The organism is Caballeronia sp. LZ043 (assembly GCF_031451075.1).
Classification (GTDB): domain Bacteria; phylum Pseudomonadota; class Gammaproteobacteria; order Burkholderiales; family Burkholderiaceae; genus Caballeronia.
Genome location: NZ_JARUXT010000001.1, coordinates 908,407 through 925,536, shown reverse-complemented (window position 1 = coordinate 925,536; position 17,130 = coordinate 908,407). Strand labels below are relative to the sequence as shown.

The following is a 17,130-nucleotide window of genomic DNA, read 5'->3' as shown; positions in this document are numbered from 1 at the left end:
TCAGCGGCGCCAAGCCGCCGCGCCAGGGCAACGGCCGGCGCTGCCGGGCACAGTGAGCGCAGCGAAAGCCACCCGCAAGGATGACGCCGCTGACAGGATCTGCCAAAGAATGTCCATCCCCCAGCCGCGGCGTACTGCGCGCGGTATAGTCACTCGTTTCGGCCGAACGCCTCCGCACATGCATCGCTTCATCCACTTCGCGCAGTTCGCAGCACGTCAGGCGCTACGCGATCCAGCGTTGCAGGGAGCGCCATGAAGCGGGCGCGCACGCATGCCGTCCCGGACACCCTCACAAGCGCCCCGGCGGCGCGGCGGCGGCGGGCGTTGCTGGCCATTCCGGTACTGGGCACCTTCGTGCTGGTGTTGCTGTGGGCGGTCATCTTCGCCCGGCTTTCGGTGGAGCGCGAAGCCACCACGCACGAATCCATGTCTTCGGCCGCCATCCTGTCGGCGGCGCTCGAGCAGCACACCATCAAGGCCATTCATCAGGTCGACCAGATCACCCGTTTCGTCAAATACGAATACGAGAAATCGCCTGACAACTTCGACCTGATCGCCACCGTCGAGAAAGGCGTCGTGCAGAGCGACACGCTGGTGCAGGTCTCGCTGATCGACGAATACGGCACGCTGGTCGCCAACACCTCGGATCCGCATCCGAAACCCATCGACCTGTCGGACCGCGAGCACTTCAAGGTCCACGCGCATTCCAACGACGACCTCCTCTACGTCAGCCGCCCGGTGCGCGGCCGCGTGTCCGGCCTGTGGACGCTGCAGTTCACGCGGCGGCTCAATCATCCGGACGGCTCGTTCGCCGGCGTCGTGGTGGTGTCGGAAGACCCGGCCTATTTCACGAGCGACTTCTACAACGTCGCGTCGATCGGCCGCGAGGGCGTGATTGCCGTGGTGTCGGACAGCGGCTCGGTGCTCGCGCGCAGCACGGGGGGCGGCCTGGCCGATGGCGCGGCGGCCGCCACGGCCGCCGCGCAAGGCAACGGCGGCGATGCAAGCGCTGCCGCCAGCAGCCGCGCCCGCGCGGACTTCACCGCGAGCGGCGTGTATCCCACGCTGGATCATGCGTCGGGCATCTACGTGGATCCCATCGATCACGTGAAGCGCATCGTGTCGTACCGGCATATCGACGGTTATCCGCTCGGCGTGCTCGTCGGTCTCTCCGAACGCGAGGAGATGATCGACTACAACCACACGCGCAACGTCTATCTGCTGATGGCGAGCTTCATCTCGCTCGCCATGCTCGGCTTCTTCGCGGTCGCGACCGGCCTGATCGGCAAGCTGCTCGGGCGCGAGCGCGAGATGACGCACCTGGTCGAGTACGACCTGCTCACCGGCCTGCGCAACCGCTACTCCACGTTGCGCGCGCTGCGCCAGGACGTCGCGCAGCAGGAGAACATCGGGCGGCTGGCGTTGCTCTTCATCGACCTCGACAACTTCAAGACCGTCAACGACACGCTCGGCCACAATGCCGGCGACATCGTCCTGCAGATGACGGCGTCGCGGCTCGCGGAGACGGTGGGTCAGAGCGGCACGCTGTCGCGCATCGGCGGCGACGAGTTCGTGGTGGTCGTGAAGGGCGACGAAGTCGAGCAGCGCGCCGTCACGCTCGCCGACGACATCTCCACCATGTTCGCCACGCCTTTCGACGTACGCGGCAGCGCGTTCGTGCTGCATGCGAGCATCGGCATTGCGCTGTTCTCGGTGTCGAACGAGAGCGAGATCGACTTGCTGAAAAAGGCCGACCTCGCGATGTACAGCGCCAAGGACGCGGGCCGCAACTGCTATCAGTTCTACTCGCCGCAGTTGTCGCATCGCGCGGATCATTTGATGAAGTGGGAACAGCAGCTGCGCGTCGCGCTCACCGAGGAGCAGCTGTTCCTCGTCTACCAGCCGAAGATCGACCTGACGCGCCGCTGCATCACCGGCTTCGAGGCGCTGGTGCGCTGGAACCATCCGCAGCACGGGCTCATTCCGGCGAACGAATTCATTCCGGTGGCGGAATCCACGGGCTTGATCGTCGCGGTCGGCGATTTCGTGATCCACACCGCGTGCAGGCAGCTCGCGCATTGGCAGCAGGAGGGTTATACGGGACTGTCGCTGGCCGTGAACATCTCGGCGGTGCAGTTCTGGCGCGGCGATCTGCTGGAGACGGTCGCGCGCGCGATCGAGGCGAGCGGCATTCCGCCGGACAAGCTCGAACTCGAAATTACCGAAACCGTGATGGTCGAATATCCGGAGCTCGTTCAGGAGAAGATCGTCGCGCTGAAGCGCCTGGGCGTGCGCATCGCGCTGGACGACTTTGGCACCGGCTATTCGTCGCTGTCGTATCTGAACCGCTTTTCCGTCGATACGCTCAAGGTCGACCGCTCCTTCATCCAGGCGATTCCCGAGGATCGCAGCGTGTGCGTGATGGTGTCGGCCATCGTCAATCTCGCGCGTTCGCTTGGGTTGACGGTCGTGGTGGAAGGCACCGAACGCGACGAGCAGATCGCGTGGCTCGCGGCGCTGGGTCCGGTGGAAGCGCAAGGCTTCCTGTTCTCGCGGCCCGTGCCGGCGGACGGCGTGCAGGCGCTGCTCGACCGCTTCGGCGTATGCGGCTGGCCGCGCGGACAGGCGCCGCGTTCACGCAATGATGCCGGCCGGGAGCCGTCGAGCCCCGCCCTCACCGACGAGCCCGGCGGACGCTAGGGGCGGCCGCCCGCACGAACGACGGGCCGGCGGCCATGCTGCCGTCGAACGCGGCGTTGCCGAGAACGATCAACCTCCATCGAAGCCATCCCAGATCTGGTCCGCCTGGGAGTGGGTATTGTTCCATTGGTCGCGGTACTTGTTCAGCAGATCGTTTTGAGCTTCGCTCAGCTGGTAGCCCTGGTAACCATCGGCGATACCGCCCATGACGCCGCCGATCACCGTGGCGATGATGCTTGCAACCGGCCCGACGAAGGGCACGAAGCCCACGATGCCGCCCACCAGATTGAACACCTGCGCCCCCAGATTGATCTTGTCCTGGGTGGTCAAGGTGCCCGCTTGCTGTTTCTTCAGGTAGGAGTCGAGTGAGGCGCCAAAACCGAGCGCGCCGAACGCGGTGCCGATCAGCGACGGCACAAGCTGCGTGCGCAAGGGCTTGGAGATCTTGAACCAGTCGGGAAACGCATCGGTATGAGCGAGAAAGGTATCCTGGTAGTTGGTGAACTTCTTGCCGTAACTATCCATCCACTCCGAGAGCTTGGACTGCCGGACCTCCGGGTCCAGATTGTTCAACGCCTGTCCCAGCTCCCTGTAAGAGGCCGGGGCGTCCTTCATCAGCGCCTCCCGCTCGTTCATCGCACGATCGAACTGGTCGTAGGCGTCATGTTTGAGCTGGCCCAGATTGTCCAGACGGCTGACCGACTCCAGTGCAGCGGCGTTCTCCGACTTGCGCGCTGCATCGACGGTCTCGAAGCCCAGATCGTGGAGCTTCTGCATCTCGGCTTGCGAATCGGATTCTATTTTCTTGAGATTCTCGTGAGCGCTTTGCGCGTCCTCCTTCGCGGCTTTCTTGATCTGGTCTCCCAACTGCGCCATGCCGTTGTATTCGGGGAAGACTTCCGAAACCCCGCGCTGCAGGATCAGACGCCGGTTATCGGGATGCGTGCTTTCGAGCCTGTCAAAAACACTTTTCTGGAGTTCGTTCTGACGACCCGTGACCTGCCCGTCGATATCGCCACTCACACGGCCGAGATCCGTGTCGACTTGCTCGTTCAGCGACTGGATCGAGCGGGTATCGTCCGCGCTCGTTGAGGGGCCACTCTGCTGTGTCGAGGTGCCATTGGTGTTCGAGCCATCTTGTGCGGGCGACGTGCCATTGGGGTTCGAGGCGGCTTCCGTCCTGGCTGCTTGCGCTTGCTTCAGTTGCCACTGCTTGGCCGCGTGATTCCCGAGATCCGTGCCCGCGCCCACTGTAACCTCGTTCAGGCCCTGCCCCATGGACGCGCCGCCGCCGATGAAGTCATCGGTGGGATCCTTGCCGTCCTTCAGTTTCTGAATGCCCGACATGAACATCGAGCCTGCCTTCGTGAAGTTGTTGGTCGCCGCCAGCATCCGCGAACCCAGCAGCACCGCGAGCCGGCCCTTGGGACCCATCCAGTCGAAGCGGCTCTGCCCGGGCGTCTGATACTTCGATAGCCAGGACCAGTTTTTCAACACTTGGGAGTTGTTGAAACGGCCTTCATCGAAGAGCGTCGAACGCGCGATGATGCTCGGGTATTTCCCATACTTGTTGAAATTGTCGAGATTGTGGTCTTTCGCCAGCGGCTTCAGATCGACGTTGGCGTTCTTGCCGAGGGATTCGAGCGTGTCATTGTCCTTCCGGTTGTCCAATGCTTTGGCGAGGCGGTCGGACTTGTCTTGCTGCTCGCTGTTCAGCTTGTCTTGCCCCATGATGTCCTGAACGTCATCGAGCGCCTTGCCCGCCGCGATGACGTGATCGGTCGTGTCCTTGCCGTCCTTCACGTCTTTCATGGAGTCATCGACCGCAGAATCGAAGCGATCGCCGGCCGCCGCCAGGTCGTTTTGCCAGATGAGCGAGCCCGCGAGATCCCGCGAATTCATCGCGTCAGCCGGTTTGTCGGTCGTGGTTTGCTGTGTGCCTGACGTCGTCGTCGACGAGCCGCTGTTCGCACCGGGCTGCGCATCCGGCAACGGCTGTTCCAGCGACAGCTGCTGCTGGGTTCCTACTCCCGATGTGCGCTGTCCCGTGGTGTCTTGCCCGGTCGACGTGGGCAACGGCGCCTGCGAATTCTGAGTGGTCTGGCCATCCTGAGTGTTCTCGGGGCTCGTGGAACCCGGCGCCTTCTGCGGGGTCTCGGAGGCCGAATCCGTCTGCGCCGATCCCGACGCCGACGTGCCGTCCGAATCTTGCGAAGACGACGCTTGCGCGTCCTGTGAAGGCTGTTGCGCCGGCGGCGGATCATCCGAGGTGTCGCTGGATCCGCCCGCCGTCTGAGTGCTTCTCGAATAGTCGCTGGACACTGAAATCATACGAGCTCCGCAAAGGAAATTGATCGAGAGGGATGAGAGCGGCCGTCTTTTTTGGAAAAGACGAAATGCCATGCTCGACCTTATTTCCTTGGCTCGTGCGATGAATTTTTATACAAATCGCTTTTTAATCTCCTGTATAAAGGATGACTGATTTTTTTGCTTTTATTTAGCGTGGCTTAAGAAAAATACAAGAATAATTCCTAAATGCGGCCCATAACAATTAAGACTTTTCCAAGAGCGATTTTCAATCCACCTGCTTGATGACAAACATGGAGATAATCAGCAATGAAGGAATCAACTGAACCGCAAATGACTGGCCCGGATAATACGAGAAATAAACGGGATACACGGCGCCGCATCGTCGCGATTGTCGGGGCGTCGTCAGGCAACCTTGTGGAATGGTTCGACTTCTATGTCTACTCGTTCTGCGCCATTTACTTCGCGTCAACCTTCTTTCCCGCAGGCAATACCACCACGCAATTGCTCAACACCGCAGGCGTGTTTGCAGCGGGCTTCCTGATGCGTCCCATCGGCGGCTGGTTCTTCGGCCGTCTCGCGGACAAGCACGGACGACGCGCGTCGATGATGGTGTCGGTATTGATGATGTGCGGCGGCTCGCTCGTCATCGCGCTGCTGCCCGGCTATGCCGAAATAGGCGCGCTCGCGCCCGCGTTGCTGCTGATCGCGCGTCTGTTCCAGGGACTCTCGGTGGGCGGCGAATACGGCACGAGCGCCACCTACATGAGCGAGGTCGCGGTCGAAGGCCGCAGGGGCTTCTATGCGTCGTTTCAATATGTCACGCTGATCGGCGGGCAACTCTGCGCACTGCTCGTGCTGGTCATCCTGCAGCAGACCCTCAGCACCGAAAGCCTCAAAGCCTGGGGCTGGCGCATTCCCTTCCTGGTGGGCGCGGCGGCGGCGGTCATCGCGCTCCTGCTGCGACGCTCGCTCGATGAAACCACCACGGCCGAATCCCGCCGCAGCAGCGAGGCCGGTTCGTTCAGCGGGCTCTGGCGGCACAAGGGCGCCTTCGTGACCGTGCTCGGCTTCACGGCCGGCGGGTCGCTGGTGTTCTACACCTTCACGACCTACATGCAGAAGTATCTCGTCAACACGGCCGGCATGAACGCAAAGACCGCCAGCCACGTGATGACGGCCGCGCTGTTCGTGTTCATGCTGCTGCAACCGCTGTTCGGCGCGCTGTCCGACCGCATCGGGCGGCGCAAGTCGATGATCTGCTTCGGCTCGCTCGCCACGCTGTGCACGGTGCCGCTCATGCACACGCTCAAGGATGTCAGCAACCCGCTGGCGGCGTTTGCGCTGATCGTCACGGCGCTTTGCATCGTCAGCTTCTATACGTCGATCAGCGGCCTGATCAAGGCGGAGATGTTCCCGGTGCATGTGCGCGCGCTCGGCGTGGGCCTGTCCTATGCGCTGGCGAATGCGATCTTCGGCGGCTCCGCGGAATACGTGGCGCTCTGGCTCAAGCAGGCGGGCATCGAAAGCATGTTCTATTGGTACGTGACTGCCCTGTGCGCCGTGGCCGGGCTGGTGTCGCTGTGCATGCGCGATCCTTCAAAGGAAGGCTATCTGAAGGACGGTCCGCAACTGGAGCCGCAAGCCCAGCCGCAACCGCAAGCACACTTCACAGACCGCGTGACAACACCGCTGCACCAATCGTCACGATACCCAACACCAGATTGATCACGACGAGCCTGCGCACGGTTCCGACGGCGCGTGCGCCGTCGGGCCAGTTCTGCGCCTGCACCGCGCGCCGGATGCGCGGAAACACCGCAAAGCGGATGTGCCCGAAGATCAGCATCATCACGACGCCGAGCCCAGCCATCACGTGCAGCGGCAACGCGGCGTGCGTGCCGCCGAACTCGGCCAGAAGGAAGCCGCCCGAGAGCAGGATGACAAGCACCGACGCCGCGACCCAGTTGAAGAAGCGCGTGAATACGGCTTCCCACAGCGGCAGGCGCAGTTGCGGCGTGAGGTCGCCGAGCGCGGGACGCAGGCAGAAATGCGCGAAGATCATGCCGCCAATCCATACGGCAACGCCGAGGAGATGCAGGAAGAGCGCGGCTTCGATGGCTTTGTTCATTGTGGTTCTGGTTTTGGGCTGACGTCGTGGGCTTGGGGATTCAAGTTTGGCCGTTCGACTAGGACGCTGCCTACCAGTTCCTGTGTATTCGGCAAGAGGCCAAATAAAAACGCCTCGCCGCAAGCTCGCGACGAGGCGTTCCAGACGATGCCGATGCGGTCTTGAAGCTTATCCCTCGAACACCGGCCTCAATTCCGCCACCTTCAGTGACGAATCCGGCGCCCTTCCCTTGCGCGCCCGCTTGCCGAGATGCAGTTGCAGTTGCGAGCCGGCCAGCTTCTCGTCCCTGCTCTTGCCGCCGCGTCCGGTGCCGATCATCACCACGCCGCGCGCGTCGATGGCGAGCGCCTGGCGCAGCGTTTCCTTCGGATCGAGCGCCATCAGCGTAACCCCGCGCCCGCCGCCGGATAGCGTCTTCATCTCGTCCATGCCGAACACCAGCAGACGCCCCGCGCTCGACAGACACGCCACATAGGCCGCGCCCGGAATGACCGGCATCGGCGCGAGCGGCGCGGCGCCTTCGTCGATGGTCATGAACGCCTTGCCCGCCTTCTGGCGGCTCACGAGATCGCCCAGCTTCGCGATGAAGCCGAAGCCGTTGCTCGACGCCAGCAGCAGTTGCTGCTCCGCATTCGCCGCGAAGTAATGCAGCAGATGCGTGCCCGATTCGAGTTCGATCAGCGACGTGACCGGCACGCCGTCGCCCCGTCCGCCCGGCAGCGCCGCAACCGACACCGAATACACCCGGCCCTTGCTGCCCCACGCTATGAGCGCATCCGGCGTGCGCGCCTGGAAGGCCGCGTAGAGGCCATCGCCCTGCTTGAAGGTGAAGCCGGCCGGGTCGAGTCCATGGCCCTTCAGCGCCCGCACCCAGCCCTTCTGCGACACGACGACCGTCACCGGTTCATCGACGACGCGCGCCTCGAAGGTCGCGCGCGTGGCCTGCTGGATCAGCGTGCGGCGGTCGTCGCCGTACTGCTTCGCGTCGGCTTCGATTTCCTTGATGAGCAGACGCTTCATCGCGGCATCGCTGTTGAGCAGTTCTTCGAGCTTCGCCTTCTCTTCGCCCAGGTCCTTCAATTCCTGTTCGATCTTGATCGCTTCCAGCCTTGCCAGCTGGCGCAGGCGGATGTCGAGAATGTCCTCGGCCTGGCGCTCCGAGAGATTGAAACGCGCGATCAGCGCCTGCTTCGGTTCGTCGGATTCGCGAATGATGCGGATGACTTCATCGATATTCAGGAAGACGATCATCCGTCCTTCGAGAATATGGATGCGGTCATTGACCCTGCCGAGCCGATGCTGCGTGCGCCGCGTCACGGTGACGAAGCGGAAGCCGATCCACTCGTGCAGGATCTCGACGATGCCCTTCTGCCGCGGACGGCCGTCCGCGCCGATCATCACCAGGTTGATCGACGCATTCGATTCGAGGCTCGTATGCGCGAGCAGCGAATTGACGAACTCGGTCTGGTCGAGGCGGCTCGACTTCGGTTCGAACACGAGCCGCACCGGCGCGTCCTTGCCGGACTCGTCGCGCACGGCGTCCAGCAGGCCGAGCAGGGTCTGCTTGGTCTGCGCCTGCTCGGGCGTGAGGGTCTTCTTGCCGAGCTTGATCTTCGGATTGGTGAGTTCCTCGATTTCCTCGAGCACCTTCTGGCTCGACACGCCCGGCGGCAGTTCGGTGATCACCACCTGCCATTGTCCGCGCGCGAGGTCCTCGATCTTCCAGCGCGCGCGCACCTTGAGGCTGCCGCGTCCGCTTTCGTAGGCCGCCGAAATCTCGGCCTGCGACGAGATGATCTGCCCGCCGCCCGGAAAGTCCGGTCCGGGCAGCTTTTCCATCAGGCCGGCGTGACCGATCTTCGGATCGCGGATCATCGCGACGGCCGCCTGCGCGACTTCGCGCAGATTGTGCGACGGCACTTCCGTCGCGAGACCCACCGCAATGCCCGACGCGCCGTTCAGCAACAGGAACGGCAGGCGTGCGGGCAGCAGCTTCGGCTCTTCAAAGGAGCCGTCGTAGTTCGGCATGAAGTCGACCGTGCCCTGGTCGATTTCATCGAGCAGCAAATGCGCGATGGGCGTCAGGCGCGCTTCCGTATAGCGCATGGCCGCGGCGCCGTCGCCGTCGCGCGAGCCGAAGTTGCCCTGCCCGTCGATGAGCGGATAGCGCATCGAGAAGTCCTGCGCGAGCCGCACCAGCGCGTCGTATGCCGACTGGTCGCCGTGCGGGTGATACTTGCCGAGCACGTCGCCGACCACGCGCGCCGACTTCACCGGCTTCGCGTTGTTCGACAAGCCCATCTCGTTCATCGCGAACAGGATGCGGCGCTGCACGGGCTTCTGGCCGTCGCACACGTCCGGCAGCGCGCGGCCCTTCACCACGCTCACCGCGTAGGAGAGGTAAGCGCGTTCGGCGTACTCGCCGAGCATCAGTTGTTCGCCGTCCGGTGCGGTCTGGGCGGCGAAGAGATCGTCTGTGGTTCCCATCGAATTTCCGTTGTGCGTATCTCAGGTCCTGCTCAGGTCAGGCTCAGGTCGAAGTCAGATGTCCGCTTCGACCTCGTTGCCCTTCTCTTCGAGCCAGCTGCGCCGCGATGCCGCTTCGCCCTTGCCCATCAGCATCGTCATGCGCGATACCGTGAGGTCGAAGCCGAGATCGCCCAGCGCGATCGGCAGCAGGCGGCGCGTGTCGGGGTTCATGGTCGTGTCCCAGAGCTGCTCGGCGCTCATCTCGCCCAGGCCCTTGAAGCGGCTGATGGTCCACGCCGTCTCGCGCACGCCGTCCTTGCGCAGCTTGTCGAGAATCGCTTCGAGTTCGCCTTCATCGAGCGCGTAGAGCTTCTGCGCCGGCTTCTTGCCGCGCGCGGGGGCGTCGACACGGAACAGCGGCGGACGCGCGACGCACACATTGCCGCGTTCGATCAGCTGCGGAAAATGCTTGAAGAACAGCGTGAGCAGGAGCACCTGAATGTGCGCGCCGTCCACATCCGCGTCCGACAGAATGCAGATCTTGCCGTAGCGCAAATTCGACAAGTCGACCTGTTCGTCCGGACCGTGCGGATCCACGCCGATGGCCACCGCGATGTCATGCACTTCGTTGTTCGCGAAGAGCCGGTCGCGCTCGGTTTCCCAGGTGTTCAGCACCTTGCCGCGCAACGGCAGGATGGCCTGGAATTCCTTGTCGCGGCCCATCTTCGCGGAGCCGCCCGCCGAATCGCCCTCGACCAGGAAGATCTCGTTGCGGCTGATATCCGTGGACTCGCAGTCGGTCAGCTTGCCGGGCAGCACCGCGACGCCCGAGCTCTTCTTCTTCTCGACCTTCTGGCCGGCGCGGGTGCGCGCCTGCGCCTGGCGGATCACGAGTTCCGCGAGCTTCTTGCCGAATTCGACGTGCTGGTTGAGCCACAACTCGAGCGCGGGCCGCGAGAACGACGACACGAGCTTGACGGCATCGCGGCTGTTGAGCCGTTCCTTGATCTGGCCTTGAAACTGCGGGTCGAGCACCTTGGCCGACAGCACGAAGGACACGCGCGCGAACACGTCTTCGGCGAGCAGCTTGACGCCCTTCGGCTGGAGGTTGTGGATCTCGACGAAGTTCTTCACGGCCTGAAAGAGACCGTCGCGCAGGCCGGATTCGTGCGTGCCGCCGGCGGGCGTCGGAATCAGGTTCACATAGGATTCGCGCAGCAGCGGCCCTTCCTCGCTCCACGCGACGACCCACGACGCGCCCTCGCCTTCCGCGAAGGTTTCCTCGGTGTTCTTCGAGCTTTCGGCGAAGCGTTCGCCTTCAAAAAGCGGAATCAGCAGTTCGCTGCCGCCCATGCCTTCGAGCAGATAGCCGCGCAGGCCGTCTTCGTACTTCCAGGTCTGGCGCTCGCCGGTCTTCTCGATGACGAGCACGACTTCGACGCCCGGCAACAGCACGGCCTTCGAGCGCAGCAGACGTTGCAGTTCGCCGAGCGGCAGGTTCGCCGAGTCGAAATATTTCGGGTTCGGCCACGCGCGCACGCGTGTGCCGTTCTTCTTCGCGCCGCGTTCGCCCGGCCGCGTCGTGAGTTCCTCGATGACGTCGCCGTTCGAAAACGCCAGTTGCGCGATCTTGTTGTCGCGCCAGACGGTGACTTCGAGACGCGTGGCGAGCGCATTCGTCACCGACACGCCAACGCCGTGCAGACCGCCCGAGAACGTATAGGCGCCTCCCGCGGCCTTGTCGAACTTGCCGCCCGCGTGCAGCCGCGTGAACACGATCTCGACGACCGGCACGCCTTCTTCCGGATGCAGGCCAAATGGAATGCCGCGGCCATCGTCTTCGACGGACACGGAATTGTCATTGTGCACGGTGACGGTGATCTGCTTGCCGTAGCCGCCCAAGGCCTCGTCAGAGGCGTTGTCGATCACTTCCTGAATGATGTGCAGCGGATTCTCGGTCCGCGTGTACATGCCGGGCCGCTGCTTGACCGGTTCCAGGCCCTTGAGCACCTTGATCGATGCTTCGCTGTAACCGGCTGCCTTGGCATGCATGACAGGCCGCTTGCCTCGGTCGGTTCCTGTCGCCATTGCGCTGGATTTTTTCGTGGACATAGTTGAACGTTGATCCGGCACTCGGGCGCGCGCGGAATTGCTGCAACGTGACGCCCGGCATGCCGGCGAATGCTGATGAAATTGCCTGGCCGGAACGGCCTGCGGCAGGGTATCGACCCGCCCGGCGCTCCGTGCCGCGCTAGGAGAATAGCGGTTTTCGCTCGCCGCGCCCACCTCGGGAGCGTAAAACACCCGGCTGGCGGGGCAGTCAAGCGGTCTGTGAAACGGGCTCAGGCCGGATGCGGACGCCCGGCACGCGCGTCACTTCCGTTTTGCTTCCAGTTCCTCCCAACGCTCCAGCGCCACCAGCAATTCGTCTTCGATCGCCGCGTGCCGCTCCGACAAACGCGCGCCTTCCTTCGCGTCGCGCGCGAAGATCGAGCCGTCCTCGAGCTGCGCGCCGATCGACTTCTGCTCCTCTTCCAGTGCGGCGATGCGCGCCGGCAGCCCTTCCAGCTCGCGTTGCTCCTTGAACGACAGCTTCACGGTGCGCTGCGCATTGCGGCCTGCCGCGCTGTCTTTCGGCGCTTCGTCCTTCGGCGCTTCCTTCGCGGTCTGACGCGCCGCCTCTTCCGCGATGCGCTCCGAACGTTCGCGCTGAACCTGCCAATCGGAAAAACCGCCGACGTATTCGCGCCACAAACCGCCGCCCTCCGCCGCGAACACCGAGGTCACGACGTTGTCGAGGAACGCGCGGTCATGGCTCACGAGCAGGACGGTGCCGTCGTAGTCGGCGAGCAGTTCCTCGAGCAGTTCGAGCGTGGGGATGTCGAGGTCGTTGGTGGGTTCGTCGAGCACCAGCACGTTGGCGGGCCGCGCGAACAGCCGCGCCAGCAGCAGGCGGTTGCGCTCGCCGCCCGACAGCGAACGCACCGGCGAACGCGCGCGCTCCGGCGCGAACAGGAAGTCGCCGAGATAGCTCATCACGTGCTTCTTCACGCCGTTCACCTCGACCCATTCGCTGCCCGGACTGATCGTGTCGGCGAGCGACTTGTCGAGGTCGAGCTGCGCGCGCATCTGGTCGAAGTACGCCGCCTGGATGTTGGTGCCGGTGCGCACGTGGCCTTCGTCGGGCTGCAGTTCGCCCAGGATCAGCTTGAGCAGCGTGGTCTTGCCCGCGCCGTTCGGACCGACGAAGCCGATCTTGTCGCCACGCATGACGGTAGCCGTGAACTGATCGACGATGGTGCGCGCGCCATAGCGCTTGGTCACCTCGGTCAGTTCGGCCACGATCTTGCCCGACTTCTCGCCCTGGCCGACGTCCAGCCTGACGTTGCCCTGCACGTTGCGGCGCTCGGCGCGCTCGTTGCGCATCTCGACCAGCCGCGCAATGCGCCCGACGCTGCGCGTGCGGCGCGCCTCGACGCCCTTGCGGATCCACACTTCTTCCTGCGCGAGCAGCTTGTCGAACTTTGCCTGTTCGACCTGCTCGACTTCGAGCTGTTGCGCCTTGCGCGTCTGGTACCCGCTGAAATTGCCCGGATACGACAGCAGGCGCCCGCGATCCAGCTCGACGATGCGCGTGGCCACGCGGTCGAGGAACGCGCGGTCGTGGGTGATGAACAACAGGCCCGAGCGCAGCGTGACGAGCAGTTCCTCCAGCCAGCGGATGCCTTCGAAGTCGAGATGGTTGGTGGGTTCGTCGAGCAGCAGCACGTCCGGCTGGACCACCAGCGCGCGCGCCAGCGCCACGCGCTTCTTCATGCCGCCGGACAGCGCGCCGGTGCGGGCCTCGCCATCCAGGCCGATCTGCGCCAGCGTGGTGGCCACGCGAGTGCGCCAGTTCCAGGCGTCGCGCGTGTCGAGCGCCGCCTGCAGCACGTTCATGCGCGACAGCAGCGTGTCGTGCTCCGCGCCTTCGGGCGTGTCGGCGAGCGCGTGCGTGACGGCGTCGAACTTGTCCAGCAGCGCGCGCGCCTCGGTGAGACCCGAGGCCACCACGTCGAACACGGTGGCCTCGAGATCGAATTCGGGCTCCTGCGGCACGTAGACCGTGGAAAGCTCTCCCTGACGCGTGATGAGCCCGTCATCGGGCGCGGCGAGGCCTGCGACGATCTTGAGCAGCGACGACTTGCCCGCGCCATTGCGGCCGATCAGCCCGACGCGCTCGCCCGCTTCGAGCGAGAAGTCGGCGTGGTCCAGCAATGCAACGTGGCCGAACGCGAGCTGCGCGTCCGAAATGGAATAGAGCGACATGGGAAAACCGGATGAATGGCGAAGGATTGCCGGCGTGCCCGGCAATCAAGGGAAGCGTCCATTGTACCGGGCGTGCCGGGCGCAAGGGCCGCGCGCCTTCCTGCTGGCCGAACGGCCGACCGCAACGGTGCGGCCGGCCGTTGAGCAAGTTACTGCACGTGGATCTTGATGGTCTGGCTCATTTCCGGTCCGTACGAGCGATGCGCACCGTCGCCGAACTGCAGCGTCAGCGTGTGATCGCCGGGAGGCAGCTTGATGTCGGCCTCGGTCTGGCCCTTGCCGTAATGCAGCGAGGTATCGTTCGCCGGAATCACGGTGCCTTTCGGCAGCGGCTTGCCGTCGACCAGCACGTGGTGGTGGCCGGTGCCCTCGGTCATCGTGCCGGCGGGCGCGATCGACATGCCGTCGACGCCGAATTGCACATGTACCGGGCTCGTGACCGTCGCGCCGTCCTTCGGCTGGACGAAATAGACCCGCGCCTGCGCCTGCGCGGCGCTCGTGAAGGACATCAGCATCGCGCCCGACAGCACCGCACCCAACAGTGTCTTCTTCAACATCGTTTTCTCCATGCAAGGTAAACCGGTCGATGGCGCGCCCTCGGCGCCCGGAACTCGCAGCAGCATACACCGGGCGTTCCGGGCCTCACATCGGGACCACTGCGAAGCACCGCTGTAAAGCTTGAGCGCCGCGGCAAGCCGCCGCGCCCGCACGGGCGAAGCGCGGATTCCTGTAAGATGCGGCTCGCCGCACGGGTGTGCAGTCGAGCGTCCGGGCGGCCGGGCGTGTACAGCACAGCCCGTTCATTCTTTCTGGAATCAAGAGTCTGCCGTGAGCGAAGTCATCGAATTCAAGAGCTGGGTCTGCCTGATCTGTGGCTGGGTCTACAACGAGGAAGAAGGCCTGCCCGACGAAGGCATCGTGGCCGGAACCCGTTTCGAAGACATTCCCGACGACTGGCGCTGCCCGCTGTGCGACGTCGGCAAGGCGGATTTCGTCGCCGTCGAATTCTGATCGATGCCGCCGCGCACCCTGCGCGGCGAACTTTCCGTCAGCGCGCCACCGCGATCAACTCGCGGCTCGTCTCGTCCAGCGGCGCGCGCGTCCAGTCGCCATACCAGTCGATGTGCGCAAAACCCGCGCGCTTCAGCAAGTCCGTCAACGCGTCAGCCGTCCGGAAGCGCAACTCGCTTTCGGCGCTGAGCGTTTCCGCGCCATCCGCCCCACCCGTTGTCGATGGGAACCGGTAATGCGTCGTGAACGCGACGCGGCCCGTCGTCGCGGGATCGGGTTGCGCATGCCGCTCCTGCCAGACTTCAACTGTGCCGCCGCCGGGCGCCTCGATGCGTTTCATCGAACGCTCAGGCGTCCAGTCCTCCCATGCCCGCGCCGCTGGATGGCGGCTCTCGAACGCGATGCGCCCGCCGGGACGCAGCGCGCGCCGCGCGGCCTGCAGCGCAGTGAGCAACGCAGCGTCATCGAGCAGCGCCTGCACGACGTGCCCCGTCATCACCAGCAAGTCCGCCCGCCCGCCGACGAACGGCAGCGCCCCGGCATCGCCTTCGATCCACGTCACCTGGTCGCCTTCCGGACGCGCCCGCGCCACGCGCAGCATCTCCGGCGACGGATCGATGCCGGTCACGCGCACACCGCGCTTCGCCATTTCGCAGGCGAGCAGCCCGGTGCCGCAGCCGAGGTCCACGACATGCGCGGCTCCATCGGCCAGTGACAGGTAGAACGCCGTATCGGCGGCGAACGGATTGAGGATGTCGTAGAGCGCGACCAGGCGCGGATCGGTGTAGAGCATCAGTGGCTTTGCTTGGTGCTTTGATACGCGAGTGCGTCGCGCAACGGTTGGCTGGCGATCATGATCGGACCGGTGAAGGGCGTGTCGAGGTCGACGATCACGAGCACGGCGGACGCGATCGACAGCGCGCCGAGCATGATCGTCACCAGCGAAAGCGCGTTGCGCGGCGCGATCAGGCCGAAGCACAGGAAGATGATGAGCAGCCACCCCACCAGGATGCGGTCGAACGGATAGGACAGCGTGCCGTGCGCCTCCTCGATCAGCTTCCAGCGCAGCGCAATGAGCTGCTCGAAACGATCGGCGCTTTCGTTGGCGAGCGCGTGGTGGTAGGCGTCGGCGGGCTGCAGCAGACGCACGCGGTGCTGAGACTGGCCCAGCAGCGTGCCGAGTTCGGGGCTCGCGAGATCGCCGTTCTTGGGGGTCGGCGCAATGGCCGGATAGTCGCCCGGCGGATGCGGCTCGTCGGGCCAGGTGCTGGCGATCGCCGCCGCCGTGTAGGCGCGCAGCAGCGCGCGGGCTTCGTCGAGATCCTGACCGTAGTCGCGCATCGTGCGGTCGAGCTCGATGAGCACGGTGGCGTAGGTGCGCATGTCGTTGTTGGTGGTGTCGAAGCCGGTCTTCGCCGAGGCAGTCAGCAAGCCGAGCACGAGCGCCGCGAACGTCACCAGCATGCCGACCAGCAACTGGAGCAGCTGCACCGTTTCCTGCGCCTTGTGTTCCTCGGGCAACAGCGGCCGCACGATGGCGCCCAGCCCCGTGCTGGCCAGCAGAAGCACGAAGACGAGCACCGCGGTCTGGATTTCCGTCATGAGCGGTTGAGCCGGATGGGCGTGGCCGGAACATGCGCATTATGGGTCGAAATGGCGCCGTTCGTTTCGATTCCGCAAAAAGTCGGGCGGCTTCAGTCGTAAGTGAAGGTCACGGTTGCGGTCACGCCGACCGTCCCCGCCGATAACGCCCCGAGCCGGTAGTACTGCGCAACCAGCGGGATGATCATCGTGCCGGTCGGGCCGCTGGTGCCCAGCGCTACGGCGTCGCCGTTGATCGGGATGGGTGTGCCGGTGGTCGCGCCCGGCCTGCTTGCAAGCAGCAGCTGCACGCCAACTTGCGCGGCGCTGCCGTTGAGGTTCTTGAGCACGGTTGGAAGCGTATCGGTCGTGCCGCTCACGGACATGGCCAACGACGTTTGCGGCTGACAACCGGACAGTTCGATGACGAACGCCTTCGCGCCGCTCGTGGCGCCCGTGAAATCCGTGACAGCCACGGTGGAAAGCGTGACGACCTGCGGCAGCGTTGCAGGGTTGGGGATGCAGGACGGCGGGAGGATCGTGCCGTAGAAACTGAACGTGGCCTGCGAGCTGGCGAGCGCCGCTTGGGCGCCGAGCAGCATCGAGACTGCCGTCATGAGGCGGAT

11 protein-coding genes and 1 pseudogene are annotated in these 17,130 nt (G+C 64.5%); 3 read left to right on the top strand and 9 right to left on the bottom strand.

The features are described from left to right. Positions 1-252: 252 nt before the first annotated feature. A complete protein-coding gene (locus QCE64_RS04055; protein WP_309914742.1) occupies positions 253-2,700 on the top strand; it encodes an EAL domain-containing protein in 2,448 nt (815 codons plus the stop codon). Positions 2,701-2,769: 69 nt separating this feature from the next. Here the strand turns inward: QCE64_RS04055 and QCE64_RS04050 are convergent, their stop codons facing one another. After that, positions 2,770-5,031 carry a hypothetical protein gene (locus QCE64_RS04050; RefSeq protein WP_310002750.1) on the bottom strand — a complete coding sequence of 754 codons (2,262 nt, stop codon included), beginning with the start codon at positions 5,029-5,031 and terminating at the stop codon, positions 2,770-2,772. 309 nt (positions 5,032-5,340) lie between these two features. Here QCE64_RS04050 and QCE64_RS04045 point away from each other — a divergent pair. Next, positions 5,341-6,636 (top strand): annotated as a pseudogene (locus QCE64_RS04045) (MFS family transporter); the annotation flags it as partial. Between the two features lie 40 nt (positions 6,637-6,676). Here the strand turns inward: QCE64_RS04045 and QCE64_RS04040 are convergent. From QCE64_RS04040 to QCE64_RS04020, 5 genes are all read right to left on the bottom strand, one after another. Further along, positions 6,677-7,135, bottom strand: a complete 459-nt coding sequence (locus QCE64_RS04040) for a CopD family protein (RefSeq protein ID WP_309807778.1) — start codon at positions 7,133-7,135, stop codon at positions 6,677-6,679. Between the two features lie 168 nt (positions 7,136-7,303). Continuing rightward, positions 7,304-9,622, bottom strand: a complete 2,319-nt coding sequence (parC, locus tag QCE64_RS04035; protein WP_309929533.1) for a DNA topoisomerase IV subunit A — start codon at positions 9,620-9,622, stop codon at positions 7,304-7,306. A gap of 54 nt (positions 9,623-9,676) precedes the next feature. Beyond that, entirely contained in the window at positions 9,677-11,656 is a 1,980-nt protein-coding gene (locus QCE64_RS04030) for a DNA topoisomerase IV subunit B (RefSeq protein ID WP_310002749.1), read from the bottom strand. Positions 11,657-11,977: 321 nt separating this feature from the next. Next, positions 11,978-13,912: an ATP-binding cassette domain-containing protein gene (locus QCE64_RS04025; protein WP_310002747.1), complete on the bottom strand. Its 1,935-nt coding sequence runs from the start codon at positions 13,910-13,912 to the stop codon at positions 11,978-11,980. A 149-nt stretch (positions 13,913-14,061) separates the two neighbouring features. After that, complete coding sequence (locus QCE64_RS04020) at positions 14,062-14,469, bottom strand: DUF4399 domain-containing protein (protein ID WP_309807774.1); 408 nt, start codon at positions 14,467-14,469, stop codon at positions 14,062-14,064. Between the two features lie 271 nt (positions 14,470-14,740). On the opposite strand from QCE64_RS04020, the gene QCE64_RS04015 reads away from it, so the two are divergent. Next, on the top strand, positions 14,741-14,923 hold the full coding sequence (locus QCE64_RS04015) for a rubredoxin (protein ID WP_309914728.1): 183 nt from the start codon (positions 14,741-14,743) through the stop codon (positions 14,921-14,923). Positions 14,924-14,960: 37 nt separating this feature from the next. Here the strand turns inward: QCE64_RS04015 and QCE64_RS04010 are convergent, their stop codons facing one another. The 3 genes from QCE64_RS04010 to QCE64_RS04000 form a co-directional block, all read right to left on the bottom strand. Continuing rightward, complete coding sequence (locus QCE64_RS04010; protein WP_310002745.1) at positions 14,961-15,716, bottom strand: class I SAM-dependent methyltransferase; 756 nt, start codon at positions 15,714-15,716, stop codon at positions 14,961-14,963. Beyond that, complete coding sequence (locus QCE64_RS04005; RefSeq protein ID WP_309914723.1) at positions 15,716-16,525, bottom strand: hypothetical protein; 810 nt, start codon at positions 16,523-16,525, stop codon at positions 15,716-15,718. Before QCE64_RS04005 ends, QCE64_RS04010 begins: the two co-directional genes overlap by 1 nt. A 92-nt stretch (positions 16,526-16,617) precedes the next feature. Further along, a complete protein-coding gene (locus tag QCE64_RS04000; RefSeq protein WP_309914719.1) occupies positions 16,618-17,121 on the bottom strand; it encodes a fimbrial protein in 504 nt (167 codons plus the stop codon). Positions 17,122-17,130 lie beyond the last annotated feature (9 nt).

Coding starts and splice junctions, on each gene's coding strand:
- QCE64_RS04025 (WP_310002747.1), bottom strand. CDS start 13,912: ATGTCGCTCTATTCCATTTCGGACGCGCAGCTCGCGTTCGGCCACGTT.
- QCE64_RS04010 (WP_310002745.1), bottom strand. CDS start 15,716: ATGCTCTACACCGATCCGCGCCTGGTCGCGCTCTACGACATCCTCAAT.
- QCE64_RS04040 (WP_309807778.1), bottom strand. CDS start 7,135: ATGAACAAAGCCATCGAAGCCGCGCTCTTCCTGCATCTCCTCGGCGTT.
- QCE64_RS04005 (WP_309914723.1), bottom strand. CDS start 16,525: ATGACGGAAATCCAGACCGCGGTGCTCGTCTTCGTGCTTCTGCTGGCC.
- QCE64_RS04030 (WP_310002749.1), bottom strand. CDS start 11,656: ATGCATGCCAAGGCAGCCGGTTACAGCGAAGCATCGATCAAGGTGCTC.
- QCE64_RS04020 (WP_309807774.1), bottom strand. CDS start 14,469: ATGTTGAAGAAGACACTGTTGGGTGCGGTGCTGTCGGGCGCGATGCTG.
- QCE64_RS04050 (WP_310002750.1), bottom strand. CDS start 5,031: ATGATTTCAGTGTCCAGCGACTATTCGAGAAGCACTCAGACGGCGGGC.
- parC (WP_309929533.1), bottom strand. CDS start 9,622: ATGGGAACCACAGACGATCTCTTCGCCGCCCAGACCGCACCGGACGGC.
- QCE64_RS04000 (WP_309914719.1), bottom strand. CDS start 17,121: ATGACGGCAGTCTCGATGCTGCTCGGCGCCCAAGCGGCGCTCGCCAGC.
- QCE64_RS04055 (WP_309914742.1), top strand. CDS start 253: ATGAAGCGGGCGCGCACGCATGCCGTCCCGGACACCCTCACAAGCGCC.